We start from the raw sequence: 15112 nt of genomic DNA on the forward strand, positions 1-15112 counted from the left end.
CTGCGTGCCTTCAGTGCCCCGGGTCAACACATCGCATTAGTTCGGACGGCGGAACGCGTAGCCCGTACGCAAATCGGGCGATGTTGTACAGAGAAACGTTGCGCTCGCCGCGCTCCACTGAACTGACGTAGGTCGTGTGAAGGTCCGCTCGCTCGGCGAGAGCTTCTTGCGTCAGCTCGCGTTCCTCTCTGAATGCCCTGATGGCAGCGCCGAACGCTACCTGCGCTTTCTCTTTGGAGGGTGGTTTGGCGAACGCACGAGACACGCCCAAAGTCTTGCGTTACTTAGACTATGAGTACACAGACTATGCGTCTTGTTTGTGGCATGCTCGGCGCCTCAACGATTTCACACGGAGGGGGTTCCTATGCGCGTTGCGTCGGCGGTTTGGGTCGCCTGGATCGCTTTGTTTTCATACGGGAGCTCCGCGGCCGAGATGGCTCCCACGGCTGGGCGAGGGCGGGTGAATGCGTCGTTCGCAGGCTGCGAGTCGGAGGCGTACAAGCTTCTTGGCGTGCAACTGGACGACCGGGCGCCGTCGGAGTACCTGGAGAAGAAGTACGAGGTCATCCGTACGTGCATGCTGCGACAAGGGTTCAGCTTTGACCCGACCAGCCTTGCCGAGGATGCGGCGGCCGTACTTGAATCGCTCAATTCCACGAAGGCCGACGAGGGTGAGGAGGAGTTGAAGCGACGGCTGGCAATCCGTCGCACCAGCTCCCGCTATTGGCGGTAGCTCATCGTCAGCAAATGGGGTCGAGTCTCAGTTCTTCATCAAACGAAAGGCGTTCATGAGAGCAGCATGCATTGGTTTGGCCGTCCTGCTTGCAGGGTGTTCAACGACGGTCAACATGTACCCGGTGAAAGGGCCGCTGGTCGAGCAGCGTCCGGTCCCTGTGGTCCTGGCAACGGTTGACGGGATCTTGGGCAATACCGGGGGCTTCTATCTCACGCTGCCCAACGGCGACGAGTGTCGCGGGCGTTGGTCGTCCATCGCTCCAATGAGCGTCACTTACTCGTCTGGCACCGCATCGGGCACTGCTTCTGACGGATGGTCAACGGTCTGGTCGACCGTCTACGGCTCTGGTTACACGGTGCGAAACAAGCCCGGTGTGAACAGAGGTGAAGCGATGGCGATTTGCAGCAAGGGCGGCAACGTGCAAGCAGAGTTCCTCACCGGCAGCGGCACGGCGAACGGCACGGGCGTCGCCAAGGACAGCTACGGCAACTTCTACAAGCTCATCTTTTAGCCGCCTTGCCCTCGTCTATCCTGACGGCGCGCGCCGAGGTGCGCTTGGCGCCATGCATCAGACCGCCGCCGTTTGCTCGCGGCAAAGGGAGTAAGGCTCCGCAGACGGGCGCATCCGCCGCATCGCTTGCGCGGCGTCGGCGGAGCACCAATGGCCGCACCATGAAGGAAGGCGCTAGAGCGGGCTGGAGCGATTTTCGGGGAGCCCGCCCCTTTCTCCCCGCCTGCATGTCGATCGCGCCTCATGGGCCGATCTAAGCCGCTTGGCGGGGCGTTTGTGGCCTTCGTTCACTGGCCAACCGCGCGAAGCAGGCGACCCCGGTCTACTTGGGCACGTTGATACGTGTAGCCCTTCACCCGATTGGTCGAAAAGCGAAACTCCTCGTTGCCGATAAGGATCTTGTCGGCCGTGATCGTGATCTTGGCGGAAACGACGAGAGTCCCGTCCGAATGTGTCAGCTGCGCTCGCTTGGCCTTCTTGTGGAGGCTGGCTAGCGTCACGGTTTGGTCCACGGTGATCGTGTTGAAAGGCTGCCCAGACGAACCAAGCTTGCGCATGAGCTTTTTGCGAGCCCAAACTGGAAGGGGCTTGGTCCAGTCCTTCGGGACTGACAAGTTGGGATGGGCTTCCTTGACCTGCCGTTGAATGGCCGCCTGTGTGGAGCGCATGCCGTAGGGCGAAAGAATGGCGTCTATAACCTGCTGGTAGGCCGCAGGCTTGACTGGCTTGGGCCGGGCCTTCAATTGCACTTGTAGATTGAGATCTTTGTAGCGAGCCGGGTCCACCGCTTTGATCTCCTCTAAGACTGCCGCTAGCTGCTGCCCGAGATCTGTCTGAACGGCTCGCGCGTTCGCCCAAGCCTGCCTTCTTCGTGCCGACACTTCCACTCGCCCGTCGTCTTCTTGTTCCCAGTGATCGTCGTCCCAACCATCGTCTGGATCATCGGTTGTCACGTTCAGGTCTGGGCCGTACTTGGCGGCTTCTTGCGCCAGCGCCTCTATTTGTTGGAGTCTCAACGACGTATCTCCACTGAAAAGTTTAGTGTTGACGGCTCATCTCTACGAAGTAGAGATAAGGGATTTTGTACAACTTGGGTGTCTTGCGAGGCGCCGGCTGGTTCGGTGCCTGCGTGACGGCCTGATGCTTTCTCCATGTAGGTGGTCCCGCCCTTCCGTGGCTGCGTGAGGGGCCGGGGAGGGGTGTACGAAACCGAACGAATACGGACATGGTGGGTGTTGCTGTCCATAACTTAGCTTTACAAGATTTCGGACATCCTCCAGAATACGGACGTCCTTTTCGTACAGATGGAGTTGTGCCTATGTCTCGCGTGTTTGCTTACTGCCGTGTGTCTACAGCCGAACAGACAACCGACAACCAGATTCATGAGATTGCGTCGGCCGGCTTCTCCGTTAGTCCTCAGCGAACCATCGCAGAAACCGTGTCCGGATCTGTGGCAACCTCCCAGAGGCAAGGCTTCTGCAGGCTGGTTGACAGGCTGGAGACGGGAGATGTTTTGGTAGTGACCAAGCTTGATCGCTTGGGGCGCAATGCAATGGATGTGCGCGGCACTGTAGAGGCTCTTGCCGGAATGGGCGTGCGAGTGCATTGCCTCGCACTGGGAGGCGTAGACCTTACTAGCGCGGCTGGTCGAATGACTATGCAGGTTATCGCTGCCGTAGCGGAGTTTGAGAAGGACTTGCTCGTTGAAAGAACCCAAGCAGGTCTCGCGCGGGCGAAGGCGGCCGGCAAGGTACTGGGCCGGCCTCAAAGCTTGAGCGGCGCGGAAGCGTCCAAGGCGCGGGAGAGGCTAGCCGCGGGGGAGGCGGTCGCAGTGGTAGCGCGGGCCTTCAATACAAGCCGACAAACCGTTATGAGATTGCGTGACGCAGCTAAGTAAGTCATCGACAAGGATCTCCGACCGCTGCCATGCGGGATGCAGATCCTCCTAACGGGGGATTGCGGATTCCTATGGGTGCGACTATTTAGGTGAAGGGGGCACGGGGGACTTGTGTGATCGGATTTGTCAGGAGGCAGCGCGCTGATGCAACCCATTTTTTGCCCGCCGGCTAGCTGTGACTAACGCTTAAGGGAACGGCTAACGGCAACTTTCCAACGCCCTGCCAGGATCTGACTCTCCGGAAGCAACTGGACGTATAGTCAACAAACAAAACCTTACAAATGTCCAAATGCAAGCTTTATCAACAGCGGCGAGGCTAGCCGGCCATCCTGCTGGAGCTCCCGAAGCCCAAGCCAATGGCCTTTAGCTCGCCGCATCTCTTCGAAGCGGTGGTCGGAATCTCTACTCCGCCACCCGCCCGCCCAACGTTGTTGATCGGTGCAGGCATGTCTTACTCGCTAGTGCCATTGCCAAATCAATTGATGGCCGCAATAAAGCCGCGACAGAAAGAAATTGAAGATTCCCTTGGGGTCAAACCATGCGGCCTGATCGACGCCAGTGATCCGCAAGCGCTCTACGCTTGGTCAGGCGAGCTATTTGAGCAATTAAAGGCCTTTGGACTTCCAGAGTCTGACGCAAAACGAAAAATTGCCGATGTCTTGCGAGTAACGAGCGACCCGTGCTGGAGCGCCAAAACGAAGGTGCCCCTCAGAGGCACGAGCTCAAGGCATCGGGTTATTGCAAGACTGGTGCGAGAAAAGCGATGGCATTCGATATGGTCGCTTAATTGGGATGTATGGCTAGAGCGTGCATTGACGAGTGTGGGCATCGAAAACTGCAGGACTAGGAAAAATTCCGCTCCGGCGCTGCCTCATGGATGGATTCGTTGGTACGAGCCATGGGTGCCATCCAAAATCATTCAAAATACTGATCAGCAGACAATAGTAATTTACAAGCCTCACGGTTGCGTTGACTCATTACTTGAGGGCGATGGAACTTTTGTGCTCACTCAAGAAGAATTGGGGCGATGTCTTAGCGGTCAGCCAAAACTCGTCGAAGACGAGATGAAGCTGTGCTTCACGCACCATTCTTTAATTGCGAGTGGTTGGAGTGCGAGTGAGCCGTACTTGCAAGAGTTTTTCACTGAGCTTAAGCCGCTTCGTTCCGCTGGCACAACACTAACGGTAATTGATCCAAAGCCAAACGACCAAGGGCACGTCAAACTGTGCGATGCTTATGACTGCGTAAAAACGCAAGCCATATGCCAGCCAGAGGCAGTTTCATTTCCAAACACCGACGATGTATTCTTGTGGCTGCAAACCCGGCACGGGCTCGGTTGCCTACAAGCGATTTCAACTGGCGCACAGCGAATCGCTATAACCGATTGGCTCGACAAATTTGCCAGTCCTCAGACGAGGGAATCCGAACTCGGGTACATGGTGGATTGGTTTGACAATTTTCTGGCTGTTTGGTTGAGAATTTGTTTCAACAACGGTCACCAGAAGTTTTATACGGGTCTGGCGATTCAAGTAGACGCAGTTCCAACGCATCGCCGCGACGAACACATACCGTGGGACGATCAAAACGTGGAGCGCAAAGATCTGGCTGCCGCGCTAAATTTTCTACATGCCCTGCATACTGACAAAGCAGAGCTGCCTAACTTCGATCTAGGGTTTTTTCCGGGTGCCTTATGGGACGACGTTGGTCGTCACCTTATCGTTCCTGTGCCAGCATGGAAAGAAGGCCCAGCGCAGAGCCTGGCTGCGTTAAAACCCTTGGTTGAAAGTCGACATTGGGCAAATCAAGGACAGATTAGAAAAGTATCGATCCTAGGGGTTGCTCCTGAAGGCGCAGAGCGTGCAACTAAGGATGTGCAACTGAACTGGACCTATGAGTTATCGAGATTAATGCATTTTCGTAGCTTTGCGGCAGTGAAAAATATTGCATGGCTTGAGTTGAATAGCTGGAAAGATCATTTATGAGCGCTCTTGAAACTCTCGAAAATTGGCTTCGATCTGAATACGCCAGCCAATTAAATGTCTCGCTAAGTAGTCAACTGACTCCAGGTGCTGTTGCTGTTTGGCAGTATGCGGATTCGTCTCCTGAGACCGCAAGCCTTTTTGATTTGGATTTGGGGGTTTGGTTTAAGTTTGTTGAGATATCGGAGTCGACGAAAGTTGCGGGAATGGTAAATGAGAGTGTGCAAAAGGCACTCTCTGATTCAGCTCAATTGCTTTGGAAAACGGGGATTCCAGAGCAATCGCAGGATAGTCGTGGAACCTGGACTATTACACTCGTCTTCGTAATTCAGATGTCCTGCAGAGCGGATTGGGAGCAAGCGGTTCAAAATCTTCGCGCCGAAAGCGGTTTCACGGAAGAATTCTCGATTGACCTTGTTGTTTTTGACAATTTGAGCACATTAGGAATGCAGTTATCGCAAGGCTTAGCGATGCCGCGTCTATTGCTTGCAAGCCGCCGCCTGCTTCGACTTCCGCCGCAAGAGATTGAAAGCTGGCTATCTGCAGATGCAGAGGTTAAACGACTGCTCGGTGCGCTTCCAGATCGGTTCGCTAGTCCGCAAGAGAAAAAGCTAGTCGAGGCCATGGTTAAACGTGTCACTGAGGATACTCCAACGGCTACGTCGAAAGAATTTCCCGCGAGACCTGTTGACCTTAAGCAGATCAATATTAAACGGATGCGAAATATCTCTGACTTCTCGCTTGCCTTGCAAAGCAGCGGCAAACCAGTAGTTGCCCACATTATTCATGGGCCAAATGGGACGGGCAAGTCGAGTATTTTTGAAGGGTTGAGTTTTGCTGTCTCCGGCTCCTCTCGAAGAATGGTTGAATATCTCGCTGACACAGATATCTATCGACCTGTCGCCGCGAACTATATCAAGAACGTACTAACGCCGCTCGATGGTTCTCAAGCCCCGCAGATCGAAGCAAATGGCAATAACTCATTGCTCGACATGCCGGCAGATGAGCAAGATGCGGAGCAACGACTTGTAAAATTTGACGGCAATCTCCTGGCGCAAGAGGATGCGCGAAATTTTGTAGAAACCGCAGGTAGAAAATTAGGGACACGCGTTCTAAGCGGCTACTCTGTGCTGGCTCAGAGCCTACAGTCGTTTTGCGAGCGAGAATACAACCAAGCAAATTCGAGAAGGCAGGCTTGGCTTAGAGAATTTGGAATTGCAGCTTCGGTAACGAAAGAAGAGAGTCGGCTGACCAAACTTGTTGATAACTTCATCGGTCGATATTATCCGCAGGGAACTCAGCAAATAGAGTTCTGGCTTGATGCATTGGCTCAGCGTATTATGGAGAATTCCGTTGAAGCTAGATCACTCGCGTTTGACTGGAAAGAGGCTGACTCTAAGGCAAAACGGGATGATTTGGGAAAGATTATTGTCCAACTGAACAAGCTCGGAGCAGACGCTGAATGTGAGCGCGCAATCTATGGATGGCTAGAGCGACGTAATAAGGTCTTGGCTCGAATGGCGCTTTTGAGACAAAGCACTGCCCGAGCCTCTTCTGAAATTGCACAACAGAGGTCGGAGATTGAAGAGGATCTTGTTAAATGGCAGCGATGGCTACAAAGGGAGCGCAACCCAGAGGCGGAAGTAACGACTAAAGGTTTGTCAGCTCCAGATGGCGAGCTAAACAAAAGGCTGCTCGTCGTCAAGGCTCTTGGCCTCTCACTTGCGGAACATCAACAACACCTGAAGCAAGTGCAGGGTACCTTCCTGTCTTCGTGGGCCAGTACGCATCCTGACACTTGCCCCACCTGCAATGCCAATCACGCTGATGCAGGGGGAATTGTAATTGCGGTCGCGCAACTGACAGATTTGATTGATCGCCAATTGGTCGCAACGCGAAAAGATTATTCTGAGATTCTCTCGCAACTTCGAGAGTTGCAGAAAGCAAACGAGCAACTTGGGCAGTGCCCGGTGAGCGAGGAACGTCGAATAGCGGTCGGGCGGCTACTTGGATTCACGGCTCACGAATCCCTTGAGTCTTTACTCAAAGAACAAAATTCTGTCGGCTTACTCCTTCGTTCTTTGGATCTATTAATATCTCCGCCCGAACTTCCTTTAATTGAAGATACGACTGTAGCCGCAAAGCGTGTCTGGAATGCGATCGAAGTGGAGAATGCGAAAGGCGCAGCCCTTTGGACTCTTCCTGATCAGTGGTCTCGAATAAAGGACTTGGTTGATAAGGAGTGCTTGGGAATAATTCAGCACCATCTGCCAAGAACGCTTCAGGCGGTTTGGACTGAAATAGCAATGACCATGACCCCTGCACGATGGAATCTATCTGATCAGCCAAGGCTCGTTGCAGAGAGCAAGCGTGGAAGTGAGAATCTTAAAATCGCAGTGGGTAATGATAAGCGCCAAATTGGGGTTAGACATATTTTCAATCAAGCGGAAAATCATGTTCTAGGCTTAGCTTGGTTCTTTACTCGCTATCTTTCATCGGGTAGATTTCGTCACTCGCTAGTTGCGCTAGACGATCCAGCGCAAGAAATGGACCAGACTACGTTTCGAAGCTTTACGCGTCTCCTGCAAACATTTTGTAGGCTTCACGAACGGTACGATCAATCATTGACGCTTGTGTTGTTTCTCCATCAAGAAGATCGAGCGTTAGACGCTGCGAGGGCTACCAACCACCAGGTCACCTCTCTAAGATGGGCAAAGGAAATTGCCTCAGCTGCCTCTGTGGAACAGCTCATTCTCATAGGTCCTGAGTTCAAGGCGCCGTTGCCGAAGCCGTTGCAGGCGTCAGCTGTGGACCAGTTGTCTACATCAAGCTAGAAATTGTCGCGCAGGGTTTTGGGCGCCCACTAGGCAGCCCGTGAGGAGACGGTACTCCTAGGCGGTACACTAACTGTCGGTTCATTATCCAAAAACCCAATCAAATCAACGGGCTAGGAAGCATGAAGGTGTGTCGGTGGTTCGATTCCGCCCCAGGCCACCACCCCCTCTTCTCGTACGATCCCAAGACAGCTTAAGAGTCCTTGTAAATCGAGGACTTAGCCTGAAAAGGCGGCTCAGGCGATATCGTCAAATCCCATAGCGTCCCGTTTCTTGCGCAGCGAGAGCTAAAGCATCAATGTTGTCTTGCGAAGCGCCGACGTGAACGCGCATTGGAGAGCAGATGACGTCGCTGCGGCTGGCTGAGCGCAGCAGCTAGGGTTCGGACAGTAGAGGGCCGTCGCGATTCCTGGGCCCACTGCCGTCGGTCAGCCATCGAAATTGGCTGGCTCAAAGCGTCATTGCAACGGGCCGGCTACCTGGGAAGGATGCGACACCGATTGCATCATTGGCGGCGTTAAGCCGCGGATGCGTCTCCTCGCCCCACAGGTGTAGCGCAAGGCCCCGCGCAGCCGAAGAAGTACGAAAGCGTCGCGGTGTCGGTGGCCCGCAACCCGTTTGACGATCCCCAATCGTTGGACGACTCGGCGCTGCGGCCAGCGTTTTCAGTCAGGCGTCTTTGGCCGCGCGTTTGACAGTAGCCAGAAGAGCCCCGGCACCTATGAAGGTGAGACCTGATAGTCGGTTGAAGAGCTTGGCTCGCCCTTTGACCTGCAACCATGGCGCAACACGCGAGGCAAACGTGGCGTAGAACATGAGCCAGAACAGCTCGAAGCACACGAATGTGCCCCCGAGAAGCAGGAACTGCGGAAGCTGAGGCGCGGCCGGATCGATGAACTGAGGGAAGAACGCCGTGAAGAACAGCAATGCCTTCGGATTGCTCGCGCCGACCAGCAAACCCTTGACGTAGAGCGCCAGGCGGCTTGCTCGGCTAGCGACCTGGGACGGAAGGTCAAAACTCGATGTCGTGGACCGCAACGTGCCGATGCCGATGTAGAGGAGGTAGCCGACGCCAAACCACTTGATCGCGTGGAACAGCGTCTCGGACGTGGCAAGCGCCGCGCCTACGCCGACGGCAGAGCACGTCATGATGCCGACCACCGCTGTGACGCTGCCGATGGCCGAAAAGAATGTGCGTCGCGCACCATGGTTGACTGCGTTGGTGACGCACATCAGGACGCTGGGGCCGGGCGTTACGGTCAGAACAAAGACAGCTGCGACATACAGCAACCATGTTTGGAGGGACATGCAGATTCCTAGCGAATGAAGAGGACTTCTCCGTCCCGAACTGGCCGCGATGCGGCAACCGGCATCGAAGTGCCGCGATGCGACGTGCGAATTCTCGCCTCCTAAGACCGAACCGGGAAATTTCAGCGGGCTGCTGTTGCAGATCTACCGCGCGGCGCAGGAGCTGGCCAAGGCTGCGAGGTCTACTCGGCCGCGACATAGTCCGGGTACTGACGGCAGATCTCGTCCACCGCGCTGAGCGTGCCCGACAGGTGCCTGCGTAACGCGGCCTGGGCGGCGGTCGGGTCCTTTGCTTCGATGCCGCGCACGATGGCGCGGTGGTCGCGCAGGATCGCCTCGGTCTTGCCGGCAGTGGGCAAGTGCAGGAGGCGCAGCCGGTCCACGTGGCCCGAGACGCGGCCCACCAGCTCCCACAGGTCGGGCACGCCGCCGGCTTCGTACATCAGGCGATGGAAGGCGCGGTCGGCGCCGACGAAGTCGCCGTAGCGCTGTGCCGCCGACAGCGCTGCCTGCCGGGCGATGGTGGCCTTCATCTGCTCGATCAGCCCCGCGGGCGCGTCCAGCGCGAGCTGGTGTACCAACTCCAGCTCGATGGAGCGGCGCAGGAAATGCGCCTGGCGCGCCGCCGCGATGTCGATGCGGCTGACCAGCGTGGCGTGCTGCGGGAACACGTCCACCAGTCCTTCTTCACTGAGGCGCAGCAGCGCCTCGCGCACCGGCGTCTGGCTCACGCCGAAGTGGTCGGCCAGTTCCTGCCGCGCCAGCACGGTGCCGGGTGCCAGTTCCAGCGAGAGGATGGCGTCGCGCAGTTGCTCCAGCACCTGGGGCGCGGCCAGGCGGGTGCGGTCGAGTCGGATCTTGGGGAGGGCACTCATCGGGGTCGGATTGTGGCATTGACGTACTAATATATTAGTGTTTTAATCCCGTCGACGCGACCTGCGGTCCAAGAGACAACCCCCAATGAAACGCCCCTACGAATCGCTGCGCAGCGCCCGCTGGTTCGCGCCCGACGACTTCCGCTCCTTCGGCCACCGCTCGCGCGTGCTGCAGATGGGCTACAGCTATGCCGACTGGATGGGCAAGCCGGTGATCGCCATCGTCAACACCTGGAGCGATGCCAACCAGTGCCACGCGCATTTCAAGCAGCGGGTGGAGGACGTCAAGCGCGGCATTCTGCAGGCGGGCGGCTTCCCGCTGGAACTGCCGGCCATCTCGCTGTCGGAAAGCATGGTCAAGCCCACCACCATGCTCTACCGCAACTTCCTGGCGATGGAAACCGAAGAGCTGCTGCGCAGCCACCCGGTCGACGGCGCGGTGCTGATGGGCGGCTGCGACAAGACCACGCCCGGCCTCACGATGGGCGCCCTCAGCATGGGCATCCCCTTCATCTACCTGCCGGCCGGGCCCATGCTGCGCGGCAACTGGAAGGGCAAGGTGCTGGGCTCGGGCTCCGACGCCTTCAAGTACTGGGACGAGCGCCGCGCCGGCCGGCTCGGCGAGCAGGCCTGGGCCGAGATGGAAGCCGGCATCGCCCGCAGCCATGGCACCTGCATGACCATGGGCACGGCCGCCACCATGATGGGCATCGCCGAGGCGGTGGGCCTGAGCCTGCCGGGCGCCTCCAGCATTCCCGCGGCCGACGCCAACCACATCCGCATGAGCGCCGACTGCGGCCGCCGCATCGTCGAGATGGTGTGGGAAGACCTCACGCCCGCGAAGATGCTCACGCGCGCCAGCTTCGAGAACGGCATCGCCTGCGCGATGGCCATGGGCTGCAGCACCAACGCCATCGTGCACCTGATCGCGATGTCGCGCCGCGCCGGCCATGCGGTGAGCCTGGATGACTTCGATACCTTCAGCCGCCGCGTGCCCGTCATCGCCAACATCCGGCCCAGCGGCGACGCCTACCTGATGGAGGACTTCTTCTACGCCGGCGGCCTGCCCGCGATGCTGGAGCGCATCCGCGGCCACCTGCACACCGAGGCGCTCACCGTCAACGGCCGCACCCTCGGCGAGAACATCGAAGGCGCCGAGGTCTATGACGACGATGTCATCCGTCCGCTCGCCAACCCCATCTATGCGGAAGGCGCACTCGCCGTGCTGCGCGGCAACCTGGCGCCCGACGGTGTGGTGATCAAGCCCAGCGCCTGCGCGCCCCACCTCCTGCAGCACAGCGGCCGCGCGCTGGTGTTCGACGACTACCCGGCGCTCAAGAAGGCGGTGGAGGACCCCGAACTCGACGTGACGGGCGATGACATCCTGGTGCTGCGCAACGCCGGCCCGCGCGGTGCCGGCATGCCGGAGTGGGGCATGCTGCCGATCCCGACCAAGCTGCTGAAGCAGGGCGTCAAGGACATGCTGCGCTTGTCCGATGCGCGCATGAGCGGCACCAGCTACGGCGGCTGCCTGCTGCACTGCTCGCCCGAGGCGGCCATCGGCGGCCCGCTGGCGCTGGTGAAGACCGGCGACCGCATCAGCGTGGACGTGCCGGCGCGGCGCATCCACCTTGAGGTCAGCGACGAGGAACTCGCGCTCCGCAAGGCCGGGTGGACGCCGCCGCCGCCGCGCTACGAGCGCGGCTACGGCTGGATGTTCGGCCGCCACATCAAGCAGGCCAATGAAGGCTGCGACTTCGACTTCCTGGAAACCGGCTTCGGCAAGCCGGTGCCTGAGCCCGACATCTTCTGATCCGCCTTTAAACCCCACCTTCTTTCGAGAACGGAGACCCCCCGTGAATCCCGCCACCCGCGAGCAGCTCATGAACGTGAGCACCGCCACCCTGTGCACGGCCCTGTTCAAACGTGGCCTGCGCAACCAATTCATCCAGGACGTGCGACCGCTCAACCCGGCCTTGCCCAACATGGTGGGCGAGGCCTTCACGCTGCGCTACATGCCGGCGCGCGAAGACCTGAACCCGATCAGCGTCTTCCTCGACCGCAACCATCCGCAGCGCCAGGCGGTGGAGCAATGTCCCGAAGGCGCCGTGCTGGTGATCGACAGCCGCAAGGACGCGCGCGCCGCCTCGGCCGGCGGCATCCTGGTCACGCGGCTGATGAAGCGCGGCACCGCCGGCGTGGTGACCGACGGCGGCTTCCGCGACAGCCCCGACATTGCGAAGCTCGACTTCCCGGCCTACCACTGCCGCCCCAGTGCGCCGACCAACCTCACGGTGCATCAGGCCATCGACATCAACGTGCCCATCGGCTGCGGCGACGCGCCGGTGTTTCCCGGTGACGTGATCGTGGGCGATGCCGAAGGCGTGATCGTCATCCCGGCCCACCTGGCCGACGAGATCGCCGCCGAAGCGATCGAGATGACGGCCTTCGAAGACTTCGTGCAGGAAAAGGTGCTCGAAGGCCGCTCCATCCTCGGCCTGTACCCGCCCACCGACGAACAGAGCCGCGCCGACTTCGCAGCCTGGCGCCAGGCCAAAGGCCGCTGAGGTCTTTTCCTTTTTTTACCCCCGAGGAGACAAACCATGCGCTTCACCCGCCGCGCTGCCGCGCTGCTTCTGGCCGCGCTCGCCCCTGTGGCCGCCTGGGCCCAGGCACCCGAATGGCCGGGCGCCAAGCCCATCGTCTACGTCGTGCCCTTCACGGCCGGCGGCTCCACCGACATCGTCGGCCGCACGCTGGCCCAGAAGCTGAGCGAAAGCCTCAAGCAATCGGTGGTGGTCGAGAACAAGCCCGGCCAGGCCGGCGGCATCGGTGCTGCCTACGTGGCCAAGGCCGCGCCCGACGGCTACACCCTCTTCGGCGGCACCATCAGCACGCATGCCATCAACGCCAGCCTCTACAAGAAGCTGCCCTACGACCCGATGAAGGACTTCGAGCCGGTCTCGCTGGTCGCGCGCCTGCCCAACGTGCTGATCGTCAACAGCCAGCTCGGCGTGAACTCGGTGGCCGAACTGGTGGCGCTCTTGAAAAAGGACGAGAGCAAGCGCAGCTTCGCGTCATCCGGCGCCGGCACCTCCACCCACCTGGCCGGCGAGATGTTCGCCGACCTGATCGGCGTGAAGCTCACCCATGTGCCGTATAAGGGCACGCCGCCGGCCATGACCGACGTGGCCGCGGGGCTGGTGCCCTTCATGTTCGATCAGGTGACGGCGGCGCTGCCGCTGGTCAAGAGCGGCAAGCTCAAGCTGCTGGCCGTGACCACCGGCAAGCGCATCGCGCTCGCGCCCGAGCTGCCGACCATGATCGAATCGGGCATTCCCGGCTTCGAGATGTCGTCGTGGCAGGCGGTGTACGCGCCCAAGGGCACACCCAAACCGATCGTGCAGCGCCTCAACGCCGAGATCGTCAAGGCGCTCAAGCAGCCCGACGTGCAGGCCAAGCTCTCGGACCAGCTGGCGATGGAAATCGTGGGCAGCACGCCGGAAGAACTGCGCGAGCACATGGCCCGCGAGATCCCGCGCTGGGCCGAACTGGTGAAGAAGTCCGGCGCGACGGCGGACTGATCCGAATCAACCGCGATCAGTGATCGTGGTGCAGGTAGGCCGCCTGCCGCGGCAGCCGCCAGCTCACGAAGAAGGCGATCGCCATCATCGCTGTCACGTACCAGAAGAAGCTCGATTCGTGGCCCAGCGACTTGAGGCCCAGGGCCACGTATTCGGCCGAGCCGCCGAAGATCGCGTTGGCCACCGCGTAGGCCAAGCCGACTCCGAGGGCGCGCACTTCGGGCGGGAACATCTCGGCCTTCACGATGCCGCTGATCGATGTGTAGAAGCTCACGATCGCCAGCGCCACGATGATCAGCACGAAGGCGAGCCCCGGGCTCGTCACGCTTTGCAGCGCAGTGAGGATCGGCACCGTGGCCAGCGCGCCGAGTCCACCGAACAGCAGCATGTTGTTGCGCCGGCCGATGCGGTCCGACAGCGCGCCGAAGACCGGCTGCATGCACATGTAGACGAAGAGGGCGCAGGTCATCACGTAGCTGGTGGTCTTGATCGGCAGGCCGACCGTGTTGACCAGGTACTTCTGCATGTAGGTGGTGAAGGTGTAGAAGATCAGCGAGCCGCCCGCGGTGAAGCCCAGCACCGTGAAGAAGGCCGCCTTGTGGTGGCGGAACAGGCCCGCGAGCGTGCCGGCCTCCTTGTTGCTGCGGCTCTCGGTGCTCGAAGTCTCGTGCAACTGCCGGCGCAGCTGCATCGCGACCACGGCGGTGATGGCGCCGATCACGAAGGGAATACGCCAGCCCCAGGCCTTGAGTTCGGCCTCGCTCAGCAGCTGTTCGAGAACCACGATCACCAGCACCGCGAGCAGCTGGCCGCCGATCAGCGTGACGTACTGGAAGGACGAGAAGAAGCCGCGCTGGCCGCGCAGCGCCACCTCGCTCATGTAGGTGGCGGTGGTGCCGTACTCGCCGCCGACCGAAAGTCCCTGAAACATACGCGCGACCAGCAGCAGCGCTGGCGCCCAGGCGCCGATGCTGTCGTAGGTCGGCAGACAGGCGATCGCCAGCGAGCCCCCGCACATCATCGTGACGGAGATCACCATCGAGGTCTTGCGACCCTTGCGGTCCGCGATGCGGCCGAACAGCCAGCCGCCGATCGGTCGCATCAGGAAGCCGGCCGCGAAAACGCCCGCGGTGTTGAGCAGTTGCGCGGTGGGGTCGGATTTCGGGAAGAACGATGCCGCGAAGTAGATCGACGAGAACGCGTAGACGTAGAAGTCGAACCACTCGACCAGATTGCCTGAAGAGGCCCCGACGATGGCGAAGATGCGGTGGCGCTTTTCTTCGGCGGTGTAGTGCTGCGGCACCGTGGCGTCCGCGGCAATGCCCGAAGCGGGCGTGACTGCGCTCATGCGAGCCTCCGTGTCTTGGTGTGTTGTACGGGAGAACCCT

At 59.5% G+C, this 15112-nt stretch carries 13 protein-coding genes; 8 read left to right on the forward strand and 5 right to left on the reverse strand.

The genetic code is table 11. From position 1 onward, the window contains the following. Positions 1–10: 10 nt before the first annotated feature. The gene (locus ACSQ89_RS04100) at positions 11–265 is read right to left on the reverse strand and encodes a helix-turn-helix domain-containing protein (RefSeq protein WP_436296088.1); all 255 of its coding nucleotides are present in this window, start codon (positions 263–265) and stop codon (positions 11–13) included. A gap of 195 nt (positions 266–460) precedes the next feature. On the opposite strand from ACSQ89_RS04100, the gene ACSQ89_RS04105 reads away from it, so the two are divergent. Next, on the forward strand, positions 461–733 hold the full coding sequence (locus ACSQ89_RS04105; RefSeq protein ID WP_436296089.1) for a hypothetical protein: 273 nt from the start codon (positions 461–463) through the stop codon (positions 731–733). Positions 734–848: 115 nt separating this feature from the next. Beyond that, positions 849–1247: a hypothetical protein gene (locus ACSQ89_RS04110; RefSeq protein ID WP_436296090.1), complete on the forward strand. Its 399-nt coding sequence runs from the start codon at positions 849–851 to the stop codon at positions 1245–1247. 287 nt (positions 1248–1534) lie between these two features. On the opposite strand, the gene ACSQ89_RS04115 is transcribed toward ACSQ89_RS04110, so the two are convergent. Further along, positions 1535–2263 carry a hypothetical protein gene (locus ACSQ89_RS04115; RefSeq protein WP_436296091.1) on the reverse strand — a complete coding sequence of 243 codons (729 nt, stop codon included), beginning with the start codon at positions 2261–2263 and terminating at the stop codon, positions 1535–1537. A gap of 302 nt (positions 2264–2565) precedes the next feature. On the opposite strand from ACSQ89_RS04115, the gene ACSQ89_RS04120 reads away from it, so the two are divergent. From ACSQ89_RS04120 to ACSQ89_RS04130, 3 genes are all read left to right on the forward strand, one after another. After that, positions 2566–3144 carry a recombinase family protein gene (locus tag ACSQ89_RS04120; protein ID WP_436296092.1) on the forward strand — a complete coding sequence of 193 codons (579 nt, stop codon included), beginning with the start codon at positions 2566–2568 and terminating at the stop codon, positions 3142–3144. 356 nt (positions 3145–3500) lie between these two features. Continuing rightward, on the forward strand, positions 3501–5126 hold the full coding sequence (locus ACSQ89_RS04125) for an SIR2 family protein (RefSeq protein ID WP_436296094.1): 1626 nt from the start codon (positions 3501–3503) through the stop codon (positions 5124–5126). Further along, positions 5123–7957 carry an ATP-binding protein gene (locus ACSQ89_RS04130; protein WP_436296095.1) on the forward strand — a complete coding sequence of 945 codons (2835 nt, stop codon included), beginning with the start codon at positions 5123–5125 and terminating at the stop codon, positions 7955–7957. The genes ACSQ89_RS04125 and ACSQ89_RS04130 overlap by 4 nt, the downstream gene beginning before the upstream one ends. Positions 7958–8626: 669 nt before the next feature. Here the strand turns inward: ACSQ89_RS04130 and ACSQ89_RS04135 are convergent. Continuing rightward, a complete protein-coding gene (locus tag ACSQ89_RS04135) occupies positions 8627–9265 on the reverse strand; it encodes a LysE family translocator (protein WP_093111305.1) in 639 nt (212 codons plus the stop codon). A gap of 182 nt (positions 9266–9447) precedes the next feature. Then, positions 9448–10140 carry a GntR family transcriptional regulator gene (locus ACSQ89_RS04140; RefSeq protein WP_093111307.1) on the reverse strand — a complete coding sequence of 231 codons (693 nt, stop codon included), beginning with the start codon at positions 10138–10140 and terminating at the stop codon, positions 9448–9450. Positions 10141–10225: 85 nt separating this feature from the next. Here ACSQ89_RS04140 and araD point away from each other — a divergent pair, with 85 nt between their 5' ends. The 3 genes from araD to ACSQ89_RS04155 are packed head-to-tail and all read left to right on the forward strand — an operon-like array spanning position 10226 to position 13724. After that, the gene (araD, locus tag ACSQ89_RS04145) at positions 10226–11953 is read left to right on the forward strand and encodes an L-arabinonate dehydratase (RefSeq protein WP_093111309.1); all 1728 of its coding nucleotides are present in this window, start codon (positions 10226–10228) and stop codon (positions 11951–11953) included. A gap of 43 nt (positions 11954–11996) precedes the next feature. Next, positions 11997–12707, forward strand: a complete 711-nt coding sequence (locus ACSQ89_RS04150; protein ID WP_436295421.1) for a ribonuclease activity regulator RraA — start codon at positions 11997–11999, stop codon at positions 12705–12707. A 36-nt stretch (positions 12708–12743) separates the two neighbouring features. Beyond that, positions 12744–13724, forward strand: coding sequence for a Bug family tripartite tricarboxylate transporter substrate binding protein (locus ACSQ89_RS04155; RefSeq protein ID WP_436295422.1), 981 nt, complete (start codon positions 12744–12746; stop codon positions 13722–13724). A gap of 16 nt (positions 13725–13740) precedes the next feature. Here ACSQ89_RS04155 and ACSQ89_RS04160 read toward each other — a convergent pair whose 3' ends face one another. Next, positions 13741–15072 (reverse strand): MFS family transporter, encoded by a 1332-nt coding sequence (locus tag ACSQ89_RS04160; RefSeq protein WP_436296096.1) that lies wholly within the window; start codon positions 15070–15072, stop codon positions 13741–13743. Positions 15073–15112 lie beyond the last annotated feature (40 nt).

The organism is Variovorax sp. LjRoot175 (genome assembly GCF_964253805.1).
Taxonomy (GTDB): Bacteria; Pseudomonadota; Gammaproteobacteria; order Burkholderiales; family Burkholderiaceae_C; genus Variovorax.

Excerpts from the sequence above, each read along its gene's own strand:
- ACSQ89_RS04110 (WP_436296090.1), top strand. The coding sequence starts at position 849 with ATGTACCCGGTGAAAGGGCCGCTGGTCGAGCAGCGTCCGGTCCCTGTG.
- ACSQ89_RS04120 (WP_436296092.1), top strand. The coding sequence starts at position 2,566 with ATGTCTCGCGTGTTTGCTTACTGCCGTGTGTCTACAGCCGAACAGACA.
- ACSQ89_RS04125 (WP_436296094.1), top strand. The coding sequence starts at position 3,501 with ATGGCCTTTAGCTCGCCGCATCTCTTCGAAGCGGTGGTCGGAATCTCT.
- ACSQ89_RS04130 (WP_436296095.1), top strand. The coding sequence starts at position 5,123 with ATGAGCGCTCTTGAAACTCTCGAAAATTGGCTTCGATCTGAATACGCC.
- ACSQ89_RS04135 (WP_093111305.1), bottom strand. The coding sequence starts at position 9,265 with ATGTCCCTCCAAACATGGTTGCTGTATGTCGCAGCTGTCTTTGTTCTG.
- ACSQ89_RS04140 (WP_093111307.1), bottom strand. The coding sequence starts at position 10,140 with ATGAGTGCCCTCCCCAAGATCCGACTCGACCGCACCCGCCTGGCCGCG.
- araD (WP_093111309.1), top strand. The coding sequence starts at position 10,226 with ATGAAACGCCCCTACGAATCGCTGCGCAGCGCCCGCTGGTTCGCGCCC.
- ACSQ89_RS04155 (WP_436295422.1), top strand. The coding sequence starts at position 12,744 with ATGCGCTTCACCCGCCGCGCTGCCGCGCTGCTTCTGGCCGCGCTCGCC.
- ACSQ89_RS04160 (WP_436296096.1), bottom strand. The coding sequence starts at position 15,072 with ATGAGCGCAGTCACGCCCGCTTCGGGCATTGCCGCGGACGCCACGGTG.